At 65.1% G+C, this 21,624-nt stretch carries 21 protein-coding genes; 14 read left to right on the top strand and 7 right to left on the bottom strand.

Annotated elements, in window-relative coordinates; genetic code table 11:
• Positions 1-69 precede the first annotated feature (69 nt).
• Entirely contained in the window at positions 70-690 is a 621-nt protein-coding gene (locus tag ACVW1C_RS09885) for a glutathione S-transferase family protein (protein WP_456758260.1), read from the top strand.
• Positions 691-835: 145 nt separating this feature from the next.
• Here the strand turns inward: ACVW1C_RS09885 and ACVW1C_RS09880 are convergent, their stop codons facing one another.
• On the bottom strand, positions 836-1,750 hold the full coding sequence (locus tag ACVW1C_RS09880) for a LysR family transcriptional regulator (RefSeq protein WP_207840733.1): 915 nt from the start codon (positions 1,748-1,750) through the stop codon (positions 836-838).
• A 91-nt stretch (positions 1,751-1,841) separates the two neighbouring features.
• Here ACVW1C_RS09880 and ACVW1C_RS09875 point away from each other — a divergent pair, with 91 nt between their 5' ends.
• Both ACVW1C_RS09875 and ACVW1C_RS09870 read left to right on the top strand, forming a co-directional pair.
• Entirely contained in the window at positions 1,842-2,285 is a 444-nt protein-coding gene (locus ACVW1C_RS09875; RefSeq protein ID WP_456758259.1) for a nuclear transport factor 2 family protein, read from the top strand.
• A 4-nt stretch (positions 2,286-2,289) separates the two neighbouring features.
• Positions 2,290-2,466, top strand: coding sequence for a DUF1127 domain-containing protein (locus ACVW1C_RS09870; RefSeq protein ID WP_456758258.1), 177 nt, complete (start codon positions 2,290-2,292; stop codon positions 2,464-2,466).
• A 68-nt stretch (positions 2,467-2,534) separates the two neighbouring features.
• Here ACVW1C_RS09870 and ACVW1C_RS09865 read toward each other — a convergent pair whose 3' ends face one another.
• The 3 genes from ACVW1C_RS09865 to ACVW1C_RS09855 form a co-directional block, all read right to left on the bottom strand.
• A complete protein-coding gene (locus ACVW1C_RS09865; RefSeq protein WP_456758257.1) occupies positions 2,535-3,221 on the bottom strand; it encodes a glutathione S-transferase family protein in 687 nt (228 codons plus the stop codon).
• 134 nt (positions 3,222-3,355) lie between these two features.
• Positions 3,356-3,682 (bottom strand): hypothetical protein, encoded by a 327-nt coding sequence (locus ACVW1C_RS09860; protein ID WP_456758256.1) that lies wholly within the window; start codon positions 3,680-3,682, stop codon positions 3,356-3,358.
• A 196-nt stretch (positions 3,683-3,878) separates the two neighbouring features.
• Positions 3,879-5,012, bottom strand: a complete 1,134-nt coding sequence (locus ACVW1C_RS09855; RefSeq protein ID WP_456758255.1) for a DNA methyltransferase — start codon at positions 5,010-5,012, stop codon at positions 3,879-3,881.
• Positions 5,013-5,393: 381 nt separating this feature from the next.
• Between ACVW1C_RS09855 and ypfJ the strand changes: the two genes are divergently transcribed.
• Both ypfJ and moaB read left to right on the top strand, forming a co-directional pair.
• Positions 5,394-6,329, top strand: a complete 936-nt coding sequence (gene ypfJ, locus ACVW1C_RS09850; RefSeq protein WP_456758254.1) for a KPN_02809 family neutral zinc metallopeptidase — start codon at positions 5,394-5,396, stop codon at positions 6,327-6,329.
• Positions 6,330-6,516: 187 nt separating this feature from the next.
• On the top strand, positions 6,517-7,077 hold the full coding sequence (gene moaB, locus ACVW1C_RS09845; RefSeq protein ID WP_456758253.1) for a molybdenum cofactor biosynthesis protein B: 561 nt from the start codon (positions 6,517-6,519) through the stop codon (positions 7,075-7,077).
• A gap of 65 nt (positions 7,078-7,142) precedes the next feature.
• On the opposite strand, the gene ACVW1C_RS09840 is transcribed toward moaB, so the two are convergent.
• Together ACVW1C_RS09840 and ACVW1C_RS09835 are read right to left on the bottom strand one after the other, a co-directional pair.
• The gene (locus ACVW1C_RS09840) at positions 7,143-8,084 is read right to left on the bottom strand and encodes a bifunctional helix-turn-helix transcriptional regulator/GNAT family N-acetyltransferase (protein WP_456758252.1); all 942 of its coding nucleotides are present in this window, start codon (positions 8,082-8,084) and stop codon (positions 7,143-7,145) included.
• A 93-nt stretch (positions 8,085-8,177) separates the two neighbouring features.
• Entirely contained in the window at positions 8,178-8,747 is a 570-nt protein-coding gene (locus ACVW1C_RS09835; protein WP_173641253.1) for a glycosyltransferase family protein, read from the bottom strand.
• A 164-nt stretch (positions 8,748-8,911) separates the two neighbouring features.
• On the opposite strand from ACVW1C_RS09835, the gene ACVW1C_RS09830 reads away from it, so the two are divergent.
• The 4 genes from ACVW1C_RS09830 (at position 8,912) to ACVW1C_RS09815 (ending at position 13,325) form a co-directional block, all read left to right on the top strand.
• Entirely contained in the window at positions 8,912-10,090 is a 1,179-nt protein-coding gene (locus tag ACVW1C_RS09830; protein ID WP_456758251.1) for a PA0069 family radical SAM protein, read from the top strand.
• Positions 10,091-10,197: 107 nt separating this feature from the next.
• Complete coding sequence (locus ACVW1C_RS09825; protein ID WP_456758250.1) at positions 10,198-10,644, top strand: VOC family protein; 447 nt, start codon at positions 10,198-10,200, stop codon at positions 10,642-10,644.
• Between the two features lie 78 nt (positions 10,645-10,722).
• The gene (locus tag ACVW1C_RS09820) at positions 10,723-11,499 is read left to right on the top strand and encodes a ribonuclease HII (RefSeq protein WP_456758249.1); all 777 of its coding nucleotides are present in this window, start codon (positions 10,723-10,725) and stop codon (positions 11,497-11,499) included.
• A gap of 320 nt (positions 11,500-11,819) precedes the next feature.
• Positions 11,820-13,325 (top strand): glycosyltransferase family 39 protein, encoded by a 1,506-nt coding sequence (locus ACVW1C_RS09815; protein WP_456758248.1) that lies wholly within the window; start codon positions 11,820-11,822, stop codon positions 13,323-13,325.
• 34 nt (positions 13,326-13,359) lie between these two features.
• Here the strand turns inward: ACVW1C_RS09815 and ACVW1C_RS09810 are convergent, their stop codons facing one another.
• Positions 13,360-14,172: a uracil-DNA glycosylase gene (locus ACVW1C_RS09810; RefSeq protein ID WP_456763035.1), complete on the bottom strand. Its 813-nt coding sequence runs from the start codon at positions 14,170-14,172 to the stop codon at positions 13,360-13,362.
• A gap of 192 nt (positions 14,173-14,364) precedes the next feature.
• Between ACVW1C_RS09810 and ACVW1C_RS09805 the strand changes: the two genes are divergently transcribed.
• The 5 genes from ACVW1C_RS09805 (at position 14,365) to ACVW1C_RS09785 (ending at position 21,604) form a co-directional block, all read left to right on the top strand.
• Positions 14,365-16,023: an electron transfer flavoprotein-ubiquinone oxidoreductase gene (locus ACVW1C_RS09805; RefSeq protein WP_456758247.1), complete on the top strand. Its 1,659-nt coding sequence runs from the start codon at positions 14,365-14,367 to the stop codon at positions 16,021-16,023.
• 543 nt (positions 16,024-16,566) lie between these two features.
• Positions 16,567-18,363: a tetratricopeptide repeat protein gene (locus tag ACVW1C_RS09800; RefSeq protein WP_456758246.1), complete on the top strand. Its 1,797-nt coding sequence runs from the start codon at positions 16,567-16,569 to the stop codon at positions 18,361-18,363.
• 284 nt (positions 18,364-18,647) lie between these two features.
• The gene (locus ACVW1C_RS09795) at positions 18,648-19,535 is read left to right on the top strand and encodes a 4-(cytidine 5'-diphospho)-2-C-methyl-D-erythritol kinase (protein WP_456758245.1); all 888 of its coding nucleotides are present in this window, start codon (positions 18,648-18,650) and stop codon (positions 19,533-19,535) included.
• A gap of 415 nt (positions 19,536-19,950) precedes the next feature.
• Complete coding sequence (locus tag ACVW1C_RS09790; RefSeq protein WP_456758244.1) at positions 19,951-20,877, top strand: SMP-30/gluconolactonase/LRE family protein; 927 nt, start codon at positions 19,951-19,953, stop codon at positions 20,875-20,877.
• A gap of 133 nt (positions 20,878-21,010) precedes the next feature.
• Positions 21,011-21,604: a GNAT family N-acetyltransferase gene (locus ACVW1C_RS09785; protein WP_456758243.1), complete on the top strand. Its 594-nt coding sequence runs from the start codon at positions 21,011-21,013 to the stop codon at positions 21,602-21,604.
• Positions 21,605-21,624 lie beyond the last annotated feature (20 nt).

Below are 21,624 nucleotides of genomic sequence, written 5' to 3'. Positions count from 1 at the left end.
TCCGCCGCATCCCAAAACAAGCCAGGCCGGGTTCGCAACGAACTGACAAGGCCCGCAGAGGACAACGACATGCTCAAGCTCTATACCGCCCCCGGCACCTGCGCCCTCGCGTCCCACATTGCACTGGCCGAGGCCGGCGCGCCCTATTCGGTCGAGCGGCTCGATTTCAAGATCAACCAGCAGAACAGCCCGGAGTATCTGAAGATCAATCCGAAGGGCCGCGTTCCGGCGCTGGTGACCGACCGCGGCGTGCTCACCGAGACGCCGGCGATGCTGGCCTACATCGCGCAGACCTATCCGCAGGCGAAGCTCGCGCCGCTCGACGACGCCTTCGAGTTCGCCAGGCTGCAGGCCTTCAATTCCTACCTCTGCTCGACAGTGCATGTCTGCCACGCGCACAAGATGCGCGGCGCGCGCTGGGCGACCCAGGAGACGTCGTTCGCTGACATGAAGTCGATGGTCCCGAAGACCATGGGCGCCTGCTTCAGCCTGATCGAGCGCGACATGCTGAAAGGCCCCTGGGTGATGGGCGACAGCTACACGGTCGGCGACGCCTATCTCTACACGCTCACCCTCTGGCTCGATGGCGACGGCGTCGACATCGCGACCCTGCCGAAGGTGAAGGCGCATCGCGCCGCGATGGAGAGCCGCCCTGCGGTGCAGAAGGTGCTGGCCGAGCAGAAGGTGTAAGCGCGAGAAATTCGGTGTCGTCCCGGGCAAGCGCAGCGCGACACAGGGACCCATAACCCCGAATCCCGGTTGTGGCGCGACGCTGGGGCCGCAGCGCACTCTCACAACGCACCCCTGTGGTTATGGACGTGTGGATAGAGCTGAGCTAGACCTTCCGCGTCTCCAGCTCGCGTCCGGTCTCCAGCATCAGCCGGCGCAGCCAGATCGAGCCGGGATCCATCTGGGCCCGTGTCGGATAGAACATATGCTGCTCGTCGATGCCGGGATCGAGCGGCGGCGTCACCGTCACCAGCGATAATTGTTTGGCCAGTGCGGAGATCAGCCGGCGCGGCACGAAGGCGACGAGGTCGGTGCGCGCCGTGACGTGCAGCGCCTCGATATAGCCCGGCACCACCAGCGCGATCCGCCGCTGGATGCCCTTGGCGCGCAGCCAAGTGTCGATCAGATCCTCATTGTGGCCGCGGATGATCACGGCGACATGCCGCGCGGCGAGGAACGCCTCGCGCTTCCTGAGTTTGACGCCGGCGGGGTGACCGCGCCGCACCGCCAGCGCATCGATGTCGGTGTAGAGCCGCTGGCGGTGAAATCCCTTGAAGGAATTGCCGATCGAAATCACGAGATCGATGGTGCGGGCGAAGTCGGGCGTGAAGATCGCGGAGCTCCGCCACGGCACCACGTCGATGGTGACGTTCGGCGCCAGCTGCGTCACCTTCTCCATCAGCCGCGGCATCAACAGCTCGACCGCGAGGTCGGGCATCATCAGGCGGAAATGCCGTTCGCTGCGCGCGGGGTCGAAATCATCGGATACGAATAGCGTGCGCACCTGGTCGAGCGCCTGAGCCAGCGGTGAACGCAGCGCCTGCGCCCGCGGCGTCAGCTCCATTCGCGCGCCGTTGCGCACCAGCAGCGGATCGCCGATCAGGTCGCGCAGCCGCTGCAGCGCGTGGCTGGTCGCGGGCTGCGACAGATTGAGCCGCATCGCGGCGCGGCTGACATTGGCATCGCGCAGCAGGGCGTCGAGCGCGACCAGCAGATTGAGGTCAAGCGAATTCAAATTCATCAGGTGAATATATATCATACCACCTATCGATTGGAAGAATGTGCGCCGGCGCCGCAGGATGGGCCATCAACCCATTGCAAGGAGAGGCGCCATGAGCGCAGCCGACAACAAGAAACTGGTGCACCAGATGTTTTCCGTCGCGGGCGATCCCGACCCCGCGGTGCGCGAGAAATCGCTGTTCATGGCGACGCTCGCCGATGACGCGATCTGGACCGTGACCGGGCAATATTCATGGTCGCGCACCTTCACCGGCAAGCAATCGATCATGAACGACCTTCACGGCCATGTTCGTTCGAGACTGGTCGAGCGCGGCCGCACTATCGCGCATCGCATCATCGCCGACGGCGACATCGTCGTGGTCGAGGCCAAAGGCAATAACCTGACCAAGGAAGGCCAGCGCTACGACAACGACTATTGCCTGGTGTTCCGCTTCGACGGCGGCAGGATCAAGGAGGTGAGGGAATATTGCGACTCGGTGCTGACCGAGAAGGCCCTCGGTCCATATCCAGCCGCAGAGTTTCTCGCGGCGGGTTGAGCCATTGCCTGCCGCATTCGCGGCGGCGTTGTTCTGGTTCAGGCAGTGGCGCGAGGACCGGCGCTCATGGCGGCAGCTGGCCGCGATGAGCGAGCGTGACTTGCAGGATACCGGCGTCTGCCGCGCCGACATCTGTCATCGCCGCCGGGACGACGAGGGCAGGCCGTACTGGCCGCCGTAACGGGCGATCGAAAATAACGGGGTGGGCAACGCGTCAGCGCGCCCACCCTGCGTAGCGTCAAGGACGGCTTACGCCACCTTGTTCTTGAGGTGGCCGAACATGATGCCGCGGGCTTCGTCGTCCATCTCGGTCTTGAAGGTGTGCTTGTCCTTCAGCGCGATGGCGCGGGCGGCGGCCGGCCGCGCCGAGATCTCGTCGACCAGACGCTTCACATTGGGATATTTCGCGTAGTTTTCCTCGCCGAGCACGAACGGCGCCATCCGCGCCCAGCCCCAGAACGCCATGTCGACGATCGTATAGCTGTCTCCGACCATGTAGCGGGACTTCGCCAGATGGTCGTCGAGGATCTTGTAGTGGCGGTTCGCCTCGTACTGGTAGCGGTTGTTGGCGTAGTCGAGGTCCTTCGGCGCGAAATGCTTGAAGTGCACCGCCTGGCCGGAGTACGGGCCGAGGCCGGTCGCGATGAACATCAGCCAGGACAGCGTCGCGGCGCGGTTGGCCGGCGTGTTGGCGGGCAGGAACTTGCCGTGTTCCTCGGCGAGATAGAGCAGGATGGCGTTGGAGTCGAACACCAGCACGCCGTCATCGTCGATCGCCGGCACCTTGCCGTTCGGGTTGACCTTCAGGAAGTCCGGCGCGAATTGCTCGCCCTTGCGGGTATCGATCGGGATCGCCTCGAACGGCAGACCGGACTCCTCCAGGAATAGTGCAACCTTGTTCGGGTTCGGCGCGCCATTGAAATAGAATTTGATCATGAAGGGACTCCCTTGGTTCTTGTGAGCGGCGAGATCGGGACACGGCGGCGCAAAGCCGGTTGGCCCCTCATGCGCAAAATTCGCTGCAATGCGCAAGCGACGAGTTTGTGAATCAGGGTCGCGTGCAGCGCTGGTCAGCCGCCCCAGAAGAAGCCCAGGATACCCGCGACGATCAGCGCAAGTCCCGCGACGTCCAGGACGGCGGCGGAGCGGGTCGCGGCATGCAGGTTGGAAAGCTGCGTCGCGCGCTCGGAGCCGCGGGCATAGCCGTGCACGATGATCCCTTGGTTGAATTCGCCATGTGCCTCGAGGGCGAGCGTCAGGCCGACGCAGACCAGCAGGATGCCGAAAATGATCAGGCCGAAAAATCCGAGCAGGCCGATCAGCAGCATCGGAAACATGCCGAGCAGGAAGACCGGCAACAGCGGCACCAGCAGCAAGGTCTCGGATTGTCTTCGCATCGGGCGACCAATCGAAACGGCGAGTGACAGACGTTAATGTAGGCCCGGCGCCGCGGCGCAACAAGGCGGCCCCCGTTCAAGACGGCGTCATCTTTTACCATTCCGGGGCGCCGCGAAGCGATACCCATCGATCACACGGCGCCAAGGTGATGGGTTTCGCTTCGCTCTACCCCTACGGTGCCGCATTCGCGGCCGCTCAGCCCACCGCCATCTCGGAGCGGATCTCGGCGCGCAACTCGTCGATCAGCCTGAGGCCGGACTTGGTCTCGACGTGCCAGAAGGTCCAGCCGTTGCAGGCGCCGGAGCCCTGTGCGACCGCGCCGATGCGGTGGATCGAGCCGACCTTGTCGCCGAGCATGATGGCGCCGTCGGCGCGCACCAGTGCGCCATGGCGCTTCTTGGCATCGACGAGTTTCGCGCCGGGCACGATCATGCCGCGTTCGATCAGTTCGGAGAATGCCACCCGCGGCGCCTCGCGTGCGGTCATGAACGGGGCCAAGGTCTCGGCCGGCAGCGGCTCGATCGCGGCGATGCGAGCTTCGGCGGCGGCGGCATAGGTCCGGTCGCGTTCGAAGCCGATATAGTTGCGGCCGAGCCTCTTTGCGACCGCGCCTGTCGTTCCGGTGCCGTTGAACGGATCGATCACGAGATCGCCGGGCTTCGACGACGACAGCAGCACGCGGGCGAGCAGCTGCTCGGGCTTTTGCGTCGGATGGACCTTCTTGCCGTCGTCGCCCTTGAGGCGCTCCTCGCCGGTGCACAGCGGGATCAGCCAGTCGGAGCGCGCCTGCACGTCCTCATTGGACGCCTTCAGCGCTTCGTAATTAAAGGTGTAGCCCTTGGCCTTCTCGTCGCGCGCGGCCCAGATCATGGTCTCGTGCGCGTTGGTGAAGCGGCGGCCGCGGAAATTCGGCATCGGATTGGACTTGCGCCACACGATGTCGTTCAGGAGCCAGAAGCCGAGGTCCTGCATGATCGCGCCGACGCGGAAGATATTGTGATAGGAGCCGATCACCCACAGCGTTGCCGACGGCTTCATCACGCGGCGGCAGGCGAGCAGCCAGGCGCGGGTGAAATCGTCATAGGCAGCGAACGACGAGAACTTGTCCCAGTCGTCGTTGACGGCATCGACATGCGATTCGTCGGGGCGCTTGAGATCGCCCTTGAGCTGCAGATTGTAGGGAGGATCCGCGAAGACCAGGTCGACGGAGCCGGCCTGAAGCTTCGACAACTCGGCCACGCAATCGCCAATGACGATGTGGCTCGACGGGGCACTCTCAAATTTAGTGCGGGGCGCCCTTGCAGACGCCCCGCGACGCGACACTACCATGACTCAAGAACTCTGACTCAGGCGACGCTGTCGGCGACGCGGGACTAAACAACCGACTGGCGCCACATTGACCCGGCAAAGTAAAAATCGACTTAATTGGAAATGTTCATGCAAAAGATTGCGCCAGCTTTCGAACGGCGTGGCGCATTGTCGTTGGCGTTGTGCTGCAACATCAGCGCGTTCGGCGAAAAATTTTGCGGATCATCAAACCGGCACGATTCGGCCGGCAAATTGGCCGCTGCTTGCAGCGGTTCGCACTGCAGAGGATGCGCGTCTGCGGACTAGGCAATTTTTGCCGGGCAGGATATTGATTAACAGAATGGAAATTTTAGGTTGGTGTGTCCCGCATTGGGGCGCCGACTGGAATAAAGGGAAACCGCCATGCGCTATGATGATTTCCGCCGCAGCGACGATATCGAAGACCGTCGCGACGACAGCGGAGGCGGCGGCGGTGGTGGCGGCTTCGGGATTCCGATGGGCGGTGGCGGGCTCGGCATCGGCACCATCATCGTGCTCGGTCTGCTCGGCTATGCCTTCGGCATCGACCCGCGCATCCTGATCGGCGGCGCCGAGATCCTCACCGGCGGCGGCCAGGCGCCGACCTATCAGACCGATCGGCAGTCGTCGGGCGGGCAGGCCAAGCGCGGCGCGCCGACCGACGAGATGGGCAGCATGATCGCCGGCATCCTCGGTGAGATCGACGATCGCTGGAGCGAAATCTTCCAGGCCTCGGGCCAGACCTACACCGGTCCGAAGATCGTGCTGTTCCGCAACGCCACCAATGGCGGCCGCTGCGGCATGGCGCAATCGGCGATGGGACCGTTCTACTGCCCGCCGGACAAGACCATCTTCCTCGACACCGGCTTCTTCCGCGAGGTCGAGACGCGCTTCCGCGGCTGCTCGGGCAACGCCTGCAAGTTCACTGCGGCCTATATCATCGCGCATGAGGCCGGCCATCACATCCAGAACCTGCTCGGCATCATCCCGCGGGTGAACCGGCTGCAGCAGCAGGCCGGCAGCAAGGCCGAGGCCAACGCGCTGCAGGTCAAGGTCGAGTTGCAAGCCGATTGCCTCTCCGGCGTCTGGGTCAACCGCGAGGAGAAGAAGCGGCCGGGCTTCCTCGAGGCCGGCGACATCGACGCCGCGCTGACCACGGCGAACGCGATCGGCGACGACACGCTGCAGCGGCAGGCGACGGGCAGGGTGGTGCCCGACTCCTTTACCCACGGCTCCGCCGCGCAGCGCAAGCAGTGGTTCATGACCGGCTACCAGCAGGGCACCGTGCAGGCCTGCAACACGTTCGGCGGCAACGGCTAGTCATTGTTGATTGATCGCCGGGTGTAGCCGCGATTTCGGTTCACCTCTCCCGCTTGCGGGGGAGGTCGCATCGCATCTTCAGATGCGATGCGGGTGGGGGCTCTCTCCTCGCAAAGGCTCCGACTCGCGGCGACACCCCCACCCCAACCCTCCCCCGCAAGCGGGAGAGGGAGCAAGAGAGCAAGCCATGTCGACCGACGAATCCAAAACCTTCATCCCGCTCAACATCGCGGTGCTGACGATTTCCGACACTCGTACGCTGGCGGATGACAAATCGGGCGCCACGCTGGCCGACCGTCTCACCGCGGCCGGCCACAAGCTCGCGGCACGCGAGATCGTCACCGACGACGTCGAGGCGATCCGCGCGGTGATCAGGCGCTGGATCGCCGACCCGGGCGTCGATGCCGTCATCACCACCGGTGGCACCGGCTTTACCGGCCGCGACGTGACGCCGGAGGCGGTCGAGCCGCTGTTCGAGAAGCGGATGGACGGCTTTTCGATCGCCTTCCACATGCTGAGCCATGCCAAGATCGGGGCATCGACGATCCAGAGCCGCGCCACCGCCGGTGTCGCCGGCGCGACTTTCATCTTCTGCCTGCCCGGCTCGCCCGGCGCCTGCCGCGATGGCTGGGACGGCATCCTGGCCGCGCAACTCGATTACCGCACACGGCCCTGCAATTTCGTCGAGATCATGCCGCGGCTGGATGAACATTTGCGCCGGCCGAAGGCGAAGGGCGCGAGCGCGTAGACACCACCGTCGTCATTCCGGGCCTGCGCCTAACGGCGCATCCCCGAATGACGAGATATGAAGTTCTAAAGATCCAACTCCCACGTCTCCCCGACCAGGTCGACGCCAAAGCTGTGGTGCTTCTCTTCCTTGACCCGCTGAAAGCCGGCACGCGCATAGATGCCGCGCGCGGCGACCAGGATGCTCTGGGTCCACAGCGTCATCTTCTTATAGCCCATCTCGCGTGCGGAGCGGATGCATTGCTCGACCAGCGCGCGGCCGACGCCGAGCCCGCGGGCCTTCTCCTCCACCGCCAGCAGCCGCAGCTTGGCGACCCCGTCGCCGCCGTTGACCAGGAAGACCGAGCCGACCGGCTCGCCGTCGACCTCCGCGATCCAGCAATGCTCACGGGCCGGATCGAACGATCGCAGAAACTGCGCGCAGATCTCGGCCACCAGTGCCTCGTAACTGATGTCCCAGCCATACTCCTGTGCGTAGACGCGCCCCTGTTGCGAGATCACCCAGCCCATGTCGCCGATGCGATGGCTGCGCAGCAGGAAACCCACCGGCTTCTCGGCCGGCGGCTCCAGCGACTGCTCGATCGTGCTCATGGCACGCACCACGGCCGCACGCCGGTTGCCGTCCATCTGCTTGAGCAGTGCCCCGACCTCGCTGCGCGAGCGGCTGTCGAGGTCGGCGGCAGCAGCGCGGCCCTTGGTGGTGAGGGCCACCTCATTGACGCGCTTGTCGGCCTTTGACGGCTTGCGGGTCACGATCTGGCGGCGCTGCAGTGCCTGTAGCGTCCGGCTGACGAAGCCGGCATCGAGATCGAGATCGCGCACCAGGTCCGTCGCGGTGCAATCCGTGCGATGCGCGAGCTCGTAGATGATGCGTGCTTCCTGCAGCGTGAACGGGGAGTGCAACAGCTTCGGCTCGATGATGCCGAGCTTGCGGGTATAGAACCGGCTGAAGCCGCGGACCGCGGCGACCTGGCTCTCGAGGGCGGTGTCATGGGAGTTTGATTTCATCAAACATATTATTTGACGGAATCAAATAATCCGCAAGCGCTTTCTCACGCGTTTTCTTCGCGCGAACCGGTGCCTGCTTCGCTTGAGTATGCCCTACGCCACCATGATCCGGCTGCGCAGCATGGTGCGGGAGGAGCGGCCGAGCCGGCGCAGCAGCCGCGCCTCGGAGCGGCGGGCGTCCGGCCGGTAGCCGCCGATCCGCTCGTAATGCTCGCGCGCGATCAGGAGTCCCTGCTCGGCCGAGGGCCCGGCGATCATGCGGGCGACGAATTTGAGGCCGTCGCGCAGGCCAGGGTCGGTGTAGGGCGCGCGGGCGTAGCGGAAGATGCCGGCGCGGTCCTTGCCGCTCGCCGCCACCATCTGGATGAACTGGGTGGTCTCCTCGATCCAGCCGGCGTCGAGCACCGCGCCCGGATGCAGGAACATCAGCCAGGGCGAACGCGCCTGCCTGGCGCCTGCCGCAAGCGCCGCGGCGCGCGTGCCCTCGAAACGCAGGAAGTGACAGCCGGCGATGTCGGCAACGCGCTCCATCACGTCGCTGTTGGTGCGGTCGACCAGCAGCACCTCGCGGATGACGCCGGCGGCCGCGCCCGGCACCAGCGCGGCCAGCGTTGCGACCGCGGTCCGCTCGACGCCGTCGGTGGGGATGATCACGCTCAGCATGATTTTGAGGCTTCGGTGGCTCAAACGGTGGAGAAACTCCGGCCGTGTTATCACCTTGTCATATTCAAAGCAGCCTGTTCGCCTGCAGATTTTTACGCCATCACTTTGTGGATTTTCTCAACTCGTGTTCTTGATTTGTTCTCGGGTTGTGCTAGCTTCAAAGCATGAGCCGAGCATCCTCTCATGCCCTCAAGCACCCGCCGGTAACGGCGCCCTCCGATAACCCGGCGGGTGCACCTTCGCCTGTTCCTGCCCCTTTTCCCGAGCTTGCGGTCGCGATCGAGCGCGAGCGGCGGCGCGGCCGCGGCGCGCAGTCCAACGCCAGCGGCCGCTACGAGGCCGAGGCGCGGGTTGCCTTCGACGATGGCTGGCAGAGCCTCGAGGACCTGCCGCCGTTCCAGACCAGCGTGGCGCTCGACACCTCGCGCAAGGTGATCACCCGCAACGACTCGCCCGACATCGGCTTCGACCGCTCGATCAATCCCTATCGCGGCTGCGAGCACGGCTGCGTCTATTGCTTCGCGCGGCCGACCCACGCCTATCTCGGCCTGTCGCCGGGCCTCGACTTCGAGTCGAAGCTGTTCGCCAAGCCGGACGCACCCGAGTTGCTCGAGAAGGAGCTTGCCGCGCCAGGCTACGAGGCGCGGATGATCGCGATCGGCACCAATACCGATCCCTATCAGCCGATCGAGCGCGAACGCAAAATCATGCGCGGCATCCTCGAGGTGCTTGAGCGCGCCGGTCACCCGGTCGGCATCGTCACCAAGTCGGCGCTGGTGACCCGCGACATCGACATCCTGGCACGGATGGCCAAGCGTAATCTCGCCAAGGTCGCGCTCTCGGTGACGACGCTCGACCTGAAGCTCGCCCGCACCATGGAGCCACGCGCCTCGACCCCGCCGAAGCGGCTCGAGGCGATCAAGCGGCTCGCTGATGCCGGGATCCCGACCACGGTGATGGTCGCGCCCGTGATCCCGGCGCTGAACGATTCCGAGATCGAGCGCATCCTCGATGCCGCCGTGCATGCAGGCGCCAGGGAGGCGAGCTACGTGCTGCTGCGGCTGCCGCTCGAGGTGCGCGATCTGTTCCGCGAATGGCTGATGGCGAACTATCCCGACCGCTATCGCCACGTCTTCACGCTGATCCGCGACATGCGCGGCGGCCGCGATTACGATTCGCAATGGGGAACGCGGATGAAGGGCACCGGCCCGATGGCCTGGATGATCGGCCGCCGTTTCGAGATCGCCTGCGAAAAGCTCGGCCTCAACAAGCGGCGCACCAAGCTGACAACGGATCATTTCGCCAAGCCGAAGCGCAGCGGTCAGCAGCTCAGCTTGTTCTGATACCACAGGCGTCATTGCGAGGAGCGAAGCGACGAAGCAATCCACGCTTCGGTATATGCGGTACGATGGATTGCTTCGCTTCGCTCGCAATGACGGGAAAGGCAAATATGAGTAACCCCCCGACCGCCCGCTTCACCGTCCTCACGCTCGGCGTCAGCGACATGCGCGCCAGCATCGCCTTCTACGAATCGCTCGGCTTCAGCAGAAAGATGCGTGCGACCGGCGAGGAGGTCGCCTTCTTCGAGACCGGCGGCAGCGTGCTCGGGCTGTTCCCGTGGCATCTGCTCGCCGACGACGCCGGGTTGCCGGATCAGCCGCGGCCTTCAGCGTTCCGCGGCGTTGCGATTGCCTGGAACTGCAACGACGATGCCGAGGTCGACCGCGTGATGGCATTCGCGCTGTCGAAAGGCGCCACATTGCTCAAGCCCGCGCAGCCGACGAGCTATGGCGGCTATTGCGGCTATTTCGGCGATCCCGACGGCCACGCCTGGGAAGTGGTGCGCGCGCCGGGCTTCGAGGTTCTCGAGAACAGGCGGGTGTCCATCCCGGATTAGGGCGAGCCGAATTGAATAACGGGGAAGGGCGCCGAGTTCCCGGTTGCGCCGGGGAGCCGGCTTGATCACCATCCCCGCATGATTCGGGATAACTCCAAACGCGCGTCAAAAACCCCGTCGAAGACGGCGCCGGCCAAATCAGCCGGACCGGACAAGCGCGTCATCGCCGTGACGCGGCCGAGCTTTCGGCGCGAGCGCGCGCTGATCAAGCGGGGCGTCTGGCCGGTCGCCGGCTGCGACGAGGCCGGCCGCGGCCCGCTGGCAGGTCCCGTGGTCGCCGCCGCCGTGGTGCTCGACCCCGCTCGCGTTCCCAAGGGCCTCGATGATTCCAAGCGGCTGACCGCCGAGCGCCGCGAGGAACTGTTCGAGGAAATCTGCGCCACCGCAGCATTCTCGGTCGCGGTGGCCTCGCCGGCGCGAATCGACCGTGACAATATCCTGCGCGCCTCGCTGTGGGCGCTGGCGCGCGCCGTCCATGCGCTGCCGGAAATGCCGAAACACGTCTTCGTCGACGGCCGCGACAAGCTCGCGACCCCCTGCGACTGTGATGCCGTGATCGGCGGCGACGGCATTGTGGCCTCGATCGCGGCGGCCTCGATCATTGCCAAGGTGACGCGCGACCGCCTGATGTGCGCGCTGGCGCTGGATTGCCCCGGCTACGGTTTCGAGCAGCACAAGGGCTATGGCGTCCCCGAGCACCTCGAGGCGCTGGACCGGCTCGGCCCCAGCACCCATCACCGCAGCTTCTTCGCGCCGGTCGTCGCCGCGCGGCTGAAGCACTTCCCGATCCCGGCCGAGCCTGACCTGTTCAAGGTGCATGCGGAAAGCGAAGCCGCGGCATCCGCGGCCGCATAGCTCGAACGCGCCAATCCGCCCACCGCTGTCATCGCCCGGCTTGCCGCCTCCGCAAAAGCTTCGGCGCGGCAGGGGGCGTGGCCTCGTCGAAGCCTTGGCGGAGACGGGACCGGGCGATCCAGTATTCCAGAGACAGTCGTTTTCGATCGAGAAGCCGCGGCGTACTGGATGCCCCGCCTTCGCGGGGCATGACACCTGCATTTGACTTTGCACCGTGGATCCATCCGCGCCCGGTTGCCTCGACCGCCGCCGCCGTTTATCAAAACCCTCGGGATCAGACGGCGCCGCTGACGAGGTGGCTGGGGCATTTCAGGCGTTTCATGCGGTTTACCTCCCTGGTTGTCGAACTGATCCGCGCCCGGCCGCGCCTCGTGGTGTGGGTCGTGGTGCTGGTGCAGGCGGCGATCTGGCTGTTCGTGCCGCTGATCTTCTACGGCAGCCCGCCCGGTAATCTCGCCACCGTCCTCGCCTTCGGCCGCGAATATCAGGTCGGCACCGACATGGGGCCGCCGCTCGCATTCTGGCTCGCCGACATCGCCTTCCGCGCCGCCGGCAATCACGTGTTCGGCATTTATCTGCTGGCACAGCTCTGCGAGATCGCCACCTTCATCGCCTACTACCAATTGGCGCGCGCCATCGTCGGCGGTCCGCAGGGCGTGCTGGCGGTGCTGCTGTCGATGACGGTCGTGGTGTTCTCCTCGCCGAGCGTCGAGTTCGGCCCGCTGATCCTGGCGCGTCCGCTGTGGGCGCTCCTGCTGCTGCACTCATGGCAATTGATCGGGCAGAACCGGCGCGCTGCCTGGTTCGCCTGGTCGATCGATTGCGGCCTGCTGCTGCTGACGACGCCGGCGGCGATCGGCATGATCCTGCTCGTGGTCGGCTTTGCGCTTGCAACCGAGCGCGGGCGCCGCACGCTGCGCGCGGTCGACCCGCTCTATGCGCTGCTGGTCATCATCGTGCTGGCGCTGCCCTATCTGATCTGGTTGGTCCGCGCCGACGTGCTGGCGCTGCCGGCCTTGCCCGCGGCTGCCGATCTCAAGGCCCGCGCGCTGCGCTGGGGTGTCGTGCTCGGCGGACTGATCGTGGCGACGGGTGCGATCGTGCTGCTGGCGATCCTCAATTCGCGCTGGTTCGCGCGCGACCGTGAGGATGCCCCGATCATCTACCGTCCGCCGGTCAGTCCGCTGGCGCAGCACTTCGTTTATTTCTTCGCGTTCGCGCCGGCGATCGTGAGCAGCTTCGTCTCCGGGCTGTTCGATCTGGATCGCGCCTTCGGCGGCGCCGGCGTGGCGCTCCTGATGTCGGGCCTCGCGGTCGTCGTCGCGACCGGCGATCTGATCCATCTCAGGCGGCAGCGGCTGTTGCGCTCGGTGTGGGCCTTCGCTGTCGCTGCGCCCGCCGCGGTCGCAGTGGCGGCGGCGCTGTTCCTGCCCTGGACCAGCACCACCGAGGTGCCAACCTCGCTGCCGGCAGCCGCGATGGGACGTTTCTTCGACGACAGCTACGAACGCCGCACCAACCAGCGCCTGCGCGCGGTCGCCGGCGATCCCGAGCTCGCCAGCCTGATTGCGATGAACGGGCGCCGTCCGCATCTTTTGCTCGACGCCGCGCCGCAACGGACGCCGTGGCTGTCGGTCGCAAAATTCAACGAGATCGGCGGCGTCGTGGTCTGGCGCGCGCAGGATACCGCCGGCACGCCGCCGCCCGAACTCGCGCAACGCTTCCCCGGCCTGGTGCCGGAAGTGCCGCGCTCATTCGATCGGCTGGTCAACGGCCGGCAGCCGGTGCTGCGGATCGGCTGGGCGATCGTGCGGCCAAAGGGGTAAGGATCCGTAGATTTGGCAGGATGAGTTACCTATCCTACGAAGCAAGCACCTTCGCGATCGCGCGCAGATCCTGCCACGACAATCTCTTGTACGACGGCGAGCGCAGCAGATAGGCCGGATGGAAGGTCGCGACCGCGCGGATCGTGCGCGTGCCGGTGTCGTAGTCGATCCATTTGCCGCGCGTGCGCATGATGCCCTCGCGCGTGCCGAGCAGCGCCTGTGTCGAGGGATTGCCGAGCGTCACCAGCACGTCGGGATTCACCAGTTCGATATGGCGCTGGATGAAGGGCAGGCACACCTGCGTCTCCTGCGGCGTCGGCGTGCGGTTGCCCGGCGGCCGCCACGGGATGACGTTGGCGATATAGGCCTTGCTGCGATCGAGCCCGATCGCCGCGATCATGCGGTCGAGCAGCTTGCCGGAGCGGCCGACGAACGGCAGTCCCTCGATGTCCTCGTCGCGGCCCGGAGCCTCGCCGACGAACATCACGCGCGCCTGCGGATTGCCATCGGCGAACACCAGCCGGGTCGCGGTGTGCTTCAGCGCGCAGCCGTCGAATGTCTCCATCAGCGCACGCAAGGCTTCAAGCGTCGGCGCGGTGCGTGCGGCCTCGCGCGCGGAGGCGATTGCGGCGTCCGGCGCGATGGTGATTTCGCTGCGCGGAACGGCGGGCATTGGCGGTGGCCGCAGCGGGTTGAGTGCAACCGATGGACGCGGCGCGGCGGGGGCGGGAACTGGCTCGGGCTCTTCCAGCCGGTTGATCGGCTCGTCGCCAAGCGCGCAATCGACCCCGGCCTCGAGGTAAAAGGCCAGCAATTGCTGCAGTGTAGGGGTGGGCTCGGGCGTCAGGGCCATGATGGCTGCAATCTAGAGCATGATCCGGAAAAGTGGAGGCTCGATTTCGGAAAAGATTATTCTCTGCGGTATCCGGGCCGTGCAAAGCCATGGAAGCGCAATTCCATGGTTGTCCTTCCGCCAAAAATCGGAAACAACGACTTTTGAAAAGCTTAGAAGCGTTCTCAATGGGCTGAGATCAAGATCATGAGTGCTGAAGACCTTCCCCCGCGCGAGTCTATGGAATTCGATGTCGTCATCGTCGGCGCCGGCCCCTCGGGCCTGTCGGCCGCGATCCGGCTGAAGCAGCTCAATCCCGAGCTCTCGATCGTCGTGGTGGAGAAGGGCTCCGAGGTCGGCGCGCACATCCTTTCGGGTGCGGTGATCGATCCGGCCGGCCTCGACAAGCTGGTGCCCGATTGGCGCAGCGACGCCGACTGTCCGCTGAAGACGCAGGTCACGAGCGACCGCTTCTATTGGGCGACCTCGCAAGGCTGGTTTCGCATACCGAACTTCATCATGCCGCCGCTGATGAACAATCATCACTGCTACATCGGCTCGCTCGGCAATGTCTGCCGCTGGCTGGCGCCGAAGGCGGAAGCGCTCGGCGTCGAGATCTATCCGGGCTTTGCCGCCACCGAGGTGCTCTATGACGACAAGGGCGCGGTGCGCGGCATCGCGACCGGCGACATGGGCATCGCCAAGGACGGCAGCCACAAGGATTCCTACACCCGCGGCATGGAGTTGCTCGGCAAGTATACGCTGTTCGCCGAGGGCGCGCGCGGCTCGCTGTCGAAGCAGCTGATCGCGAAGTTCAAGCTAGACGCCAACTCCGAGCCGCCGAAATTCGGCATCGGGCTGAAGGAGGTCTGGCAGATCGATCCGGCCAAGCACCGCAAGGGACGGGTTCAGCATACGCTGGGATGGCCGCTGAACGACAAGACCGGCGGCGGCTCGTTCCTCTATCATTACGACGACAACCGCGTCGCGGTCGGCTTCGTCGTGCATCTCAACTACAGCGACCCGTATCTGTCGCCGTTCGACGAATTCCAGCGCATGAAGACGCATCCCGATATCCGCGAGCTGTTCGAAGGCGGCAAGCGGCTCGCCTATGGTGCGCGCGCCATCACCGAGGGCGGCTACCAGTCGGTGCCGCGGCTCTCTTTCCCGGGCGGCGCGCTGATCGGCTGCGCGGCCGGCTTCGTCAACGTCCCGCGCATCAAGGGCGTCCACAATGCGATGGGCTCCGGCATGCTCGCCGCCGAGCATGTCGCGGCCGCGCTCGGCGCCGGACGCGCCAATGACGAACTCGTCGAGTATGAAAACGCCTGGCGCTCGTCCGCGATCGGCAAGGACCTGTTCAAGGTCCGCAACGCCAAGCCGTTGCTGTCGAAGTTCGGCAACCTGCTCGGAATGGCGCTCTCCGGCTTCGACATGTGGTGCAACACGCTCGGCTTCTCGCTGTTCGGCACCCAGTCGCACGCCAAGCCGGACAGCAAGACGCTCGATCCGTCCAAGCAGCACCAGCCGATCGCCTATCCGAAGCCGGACGGCAAGATCTCCTTCGACAAGCTGTCGTCGGTGTTCCTGTCCAACACCAACCATGAGGAGGACCAGCCGGTCCATCTCAAGGTCGCCGACATGAACCTGCAGAAGACGTCGGAGCACGACGTGTTCGCCGGTCCCTCCAACCGCTATTGCCCGGCCGGTGTCTATGAGTGGATCGAGGAATCGGCAGGCCCGCGCTTCCAGATCAATGCCCAGAACTGCGTCCACTGTAAAACCTGCGACGTGAAGGACCCCAACGGCAACATCACCTGGGTTCCTCCGGAGGGCGGCGGCGGACCGAACTACGAGGCGATGTAAGGTCAAGGTAAGGCTGACGCGACCGACCACATTTGCGTGAGGTTGATTGCGTCTGTGCCGCAACCTGCGCTTGGCCTCTGCCCTTGTGGGAGAGACCGGATTGCATCGACGGATGCAATCCGGGTGAGGAGTACCGGACTTCGACCGACGGATAGACCTGAATCCCTCGCCCGGAATTCAAGCTTTCGCTTGAATTCCGACCTCTCGCGCAAGGGGAGAGGTGGAACTGGCTGGGTGGCGAGCCTCCCGAGGCGCTTTTTGCTTCCGCACGCGAATATGCCGGGGCCGGTCACGATACCGCCATAGTGGGAGGGTCTTGCGGTGGGCTGGCTGGATCGGCAGGCCTAACGGCCTAATCTGCCAATCGATTCGGCATGGGTTACCTTTGGGCGATCCTTGCGGATAAACGCCAAAAGCGGCATTGTCGCTCGCCGGGATGCCGCCGCTTGGGTTCGCATTTTGAGACTGATCGCAGGATCTTGTCGCGAAGATCTTGGCCGTAAATCCTTCGTGGCCTTAAACCCCTGGAGCAAGGCGACCGTGATGCTGTCCACCCGTTTCAACCGCCTGACGATTGCCGTTCTTGCTGCCGCGGCGCTTGCCGTGCCTGCGCAGCTTGCGGCGCAGACACCCGACCATCCGACCGACAATGCCGCGCAATTCCCGAGCAAGACTGACCTGAAGTCGCTGACCACCGCCGGCAGCTATCTGGCCGCCCGCCACGCCAGTGTCGAGCGCGATGCGGCCTCCGCTGCGGCGTTCTACCGCTCGGCACTGCGCACCGACCCGAAGAATTCCGAGCTGCTCGACCGCGCCTTCATCTCCTCGCTCGCCGACGGCGACATCGAGGAGGCGGTCAAGCTCGCCGACCGCATCCTGACCCAGGACAAGGCCAACCGCGTCGCGCGCCTCGTCGTCGGCGTGCGCGACCTCAAGCTGAAGAAATACGCCGCCGCGCAGTCCAACATCAACCAGTCGGTGCGCGGCCCGATTACCGACCTGGTGGCGACGCTGCTGTCGGCCTGGGCGGCCTATGGCGCCGGCGACAGCAAGGGCGCGGTCGCCTCGATCGACAAGCTGACCGGCCCGGAGTGGTATCCGATCTTCAAGGATCTGCACGCCGGCATGATCTACGAGCTGTCCGGCAAGGAGAAGGATGCCGGCGCCCGCTTCGAAAAGGTCTACAAGCTCGACGATTCGATGCTGCGCACGGTCGACGAATATGCGCGCTGGACCTCGCGCAACAAGGATGCCGCCGCCGCGACCGCGATGTACGAGGCATTCGACAAGAAGCTGCCGCGTCATCCGCTGGTGCTGGAGGGCATCAAGGAAACCAAGGCCGGCAAGAAGCTGCCGCCGCTGATCGATTCCCCGCAGGCCGGCGCCGCCGAGGCGCTGTACGGCATCGGTGCGACGCTGACCCGCCGCGGCGGCGAGGACCTCGCGCTGGTCTATCTGCAGCTCGCGCTCTATCTGCAGCCGAACCATCCGTTGGCGCTGCTGTCGCTCGCCGATCTCTACGAATCGGTGAAGAAGCCGCAGATGGCGATCAAGGTCTACGAGCGGATGCCGGCGTCCTCGCCGCTGAAGCGCAATGCGCAGATCCAGCTTGCGACCAATCTCGACGCCGCCGACCGCAGCGACGAGGCGATCAAGATCCTCAAGGAAGTCACCGCCGATCAGCCGAAGGATATCGAGGCGATCCTCGCGCTCGGCAACATCGAGCGCGGCCGCAAGAAGTTCGCCGATTGCGCCACCACCTATTCGCAGGCGATCGATGCGCTGCCGGCCGCCGGCGGCGACAAGAACGCCTGGGTCACCTATTACTACCGCGGCATCTGCGAGGAGCGCTCCAAGCAGTGGAACAAGGCCGAGGCCGACATGCGCAAGGCGCTCGAGCTACAGCCCGAGCAGCCGCATGTGCTGAACTATCTCGGCTATTCCTGGATCGACCAGGGCATCAACCTCGACGAAGGCATGAAGATGATCAAGCGTGCCGTCGATCAGCGCCCTGACGACGGCTACATCGTCGATTCCCTCGGCTGGGCCTATTACCGGATCGGCAATTACGACGAAGCGGTGAAGAACCTCGAGCGCGCGATCGACCTGAAGCCGGAAGATCCGACCATCAACGACCATCTCGGCGACGCCTATTGGCGCGTCGGCCGCACGCTGGAAGCCAAGTTCCAGTGGGCGCACGCCCGCGACCTCAAGCCCGAGCCGGAAGAGCTGCCGAAGATCCAGGCCAAGATCGACAACGGCCTGCCGGACGACACCTCGAACGCCGCCTCCGCCGACAAGAAGAAGGACGAGGACGGCAAGGGCGGCAAGGGCGGCTAGGGCTTGCGGGTGCCGCAAATTCGGTGTCGTCCCTGCCTAGTGCGCAATTGCACGGGAGCAGGGACCTGTAACCACCGATGAGTATTGTTGCAGACTGCCCGAACGACGAATCCCGTTCACAACGTCCGCCGCGGAATATGGGTCCCTGCTTCGCAGGGACGACGGCGGCGGATGCGGCGCCTGAGCCGGGATACCCCCGGAATTTCCGTGCAAACAAAGGGATAGGATCGTGAGGCGATTTACGCTAATCGCAGCACGATATTTGTCTTTAGGGGTTTATCGCCGTGCCGGCGCTGATTGAAGAAGGGCGTGCAAAGGTCAACCTGACGCTCAGGGTTGTCGGGCGGCGCGTCGATGGGTTTCACGACCTCGAGAGCGTCGTCGCGTTTGCCGATTGCGCCGACCGTCTCACGCTCGAGCCGGGGCCCGAACTGTCGCTCTCGATGCTGGGGCCGCTGGCCGATGCCTGCGGCGACACCTCGGACAATCTGGTGCTCAAGGCCGCGCGGCTGCTCCGCGAGCGCGTCGCGGACCTCGAGGTCGGCCACTTCACGCTGGAGAAGGTGCTGCCCGTTGCGGCCGGCATCGGCGGTGGTTCGGCGGATGCCGCGGCCGCGCTGCGGCTGCTGGCGCGGCTCAACGAACTCTCGCTCGACGATAGCAGGATTATGGAGGTCGCGCTGCAGACAGGCGCCGACGTGCCGGTGTGCGTCGCCTCGCGCGCCTGCGACATGACCGGCGTCGGCGAGGGCCTGTTGCCGCTCGACCTGCCGAAAATGCCGTGCGTGCTGGTCAATCCGCGCGTGCCGGTTGCGACGAAGGATGTCTTCAATGCGCTTGGCCTGCGCCATGGCGAGCTTTTGATCGGCGCCACCGATGTCATGATGCAGGCGCCGTCCTGGCCGGAGGCCGGCCGCGCGGTCGACGACTGGATCGCCGCACTTGCGCGCGGCACCAACGATCTCGAGGCCCCGGCCGCGCGCATCGAGCCCGTCATCAGCGACGTCTTGTCCGCGCTGCGTGCGACCAAGGACGTTCGCCTGGTGCGCATGTCGGGCTCCGGTGCAACCTGCTTTGCGGTGTTCGGAACCGATGCCGACGCCCAGGCCGCCGGCGAACAGCTTCGCGCCGCTCACCCCGGCTGGTGGGTACATGCGGGCACGCTGAGCTGAGGGCGCTCCTCTTCGTCATTCCGTGGCCCGCCAACGGGTCGCGCGAGTGCGCGCCCCGATGACAGGCTCCGCAAGAGTTCGGAATCCATTCATGCCAGGGTATGACTCGCGACAGCACCGCATACTCGATGTCGTCCCGGGCAAGCGCAGCGCGACCCGGGACCCACAAACACCAATGATCATTGTTGCGCGACGCTGTGGCGGCAGCCTGCTCCGACAACGCAACCCTGTGGTTATGGGTCCCTGCAGGACGACAGCATCATTTGCCGCACCATCCCAACTCAACGCCGGGCAGCGTTGCGCCGCTGATTGCTTGGCAAGCCAAACCCCGTTTGCCATAACAGGACGAAACAACAACGTTGCGCGTGCGGGACCGTTCGGAATCCGCCTGCAGCCAATGAGCCGGGAGGATGCCATGGCCAATATCCGCGTACTCGCCACCGATCTCGAGTTTCCCGAAGGTCCGGTCGTCATGCCCGACGGTTCGGTCGTGCTGGTCGAAATCCGCGGCCAGCGGCTGACCAGGGTCTATCCCGACGGGCGCAAGGAGATCGTGGCCAAGGTGCCGGGCGGCCCGAACGGCGCGGCGCTCGGCCCGGACGGCAAGATGTACGTCTGTAACAATGGCGGCTTCTCCTGGATCCCGACCCGCAACATGATCATGCCGGGACCGCAGCCGGAGGATTATCTCGGCGGCTCGATCCAGCGCGTCGATCTGCAATCCGGCAAGGTCGAGACTGTGGTGACGAAGTGCGGCGAGCATGAACTGCGTGGGCCGAACGACCTGGTGTTCGACAGACAGGGCGGCCTGTGGTTCTCCGATCTCGGCAAGCGTCGCGCCCGCGAGATGGATGTCGGCGCGTTCTATTATCTGAAGCCTGGCATGAACGAGATCGTCGAGGCCGTGCACGGCATTCTGCCCGCCAACGGCATCGGCCTGTCGCCGGACGAGAAGACTGTCTACATCGCGGAGACGCCGACGGCGCGGCTGTGGGCTTATGAGGTGTCCGAGCCCGGCACCATCAAGCCGCGCGACGTGATCTATCGCGGCGAACGCGGCAAGCCGATCGCGGGCCTCGGCGGCTACCAGATGTTCGATTCGCTCGCCGTCGAAGCATCGGGCAATGTCTGCGTCGCGACGCTGATTTCAGGCTGCATCTCGGTGATCGCGCCTGACGGCACGGTGGTCGAGCAGGTGCCGACCGGCGATCGCGTCACCACCAACATCGCCTTCGGCGGACCCGACCTGAAGACCGCCTACATCACGCTGTCCGGCAGGGGCGAACTGATCGCGATGGACTGGTCACGGCCGGGATTGCCGCTGAATTTTCTGAATAGATGATGCGCTCGCCGTCATTGCGAGGAGCAAAGCGACGAAGCAATCCATCCCTCCACATGTGCGGATAGATGGATTGCTTCGCTTCGCTCGCAATGACGATTAGAGTGAGACCCGCTTCTACGTAGAGGATATTCGAATGCCCTGGCTTGAACCGGTCACCCTTCGCGGCGCGCATGCGCGGCTCGAACCGCTGTCCCATGATCATCGCGACGGTCTCGTCGACGCAGTGAAGGACGGCCATCTCTCTCAACTCTGGTACACCTCGATCCCGCAGCCGGAGAACATGGCCAAGGAGATCGACCGAAGGCTCGGCTTGCAGGCGGTCGGATCAATGCTGCCGTTCACCGTGTTCGATGCCGACGGTCGGATCTCGGGCATGACGACCTACATGAACGTCGACACGCCGAACCGCCGCGTCGAGATCGGCTCGACCTGGTACGCCAAGCGTGTGCAGCGCAGCGCGGTCAATACGCAGTGCAAACTGCTGCTGCTGCAACATGCCTTCGAGAAGCTCGATTGTATCGCGGTCGAGTTCCGCACGCACTTCTTCAATCACCAGAGCCGGCGCGGCATCGAGCGTTTGGGCGCCAAGCAGGACGGCATCCTGCGCAGCCATCAGATCGCGCCCAACGGCACGTTGCGCGACACCGTGGTTTACAGCATCATCGCCAGCGAATGGCCGACGGTGAAGGCGCATCTCAACTATCAACTCAACGAAAAGCCGCGCTGACGCGTTGGTCGGCGCCAGAA

The organism is Bradyrhizobium sp. USDA 4011 (assembly GCF_054063415.1).
Note: the sequence above shows the minus strand (reverse complement) of the source record. Positions and strands in the feature narration are given on the sequence as shown.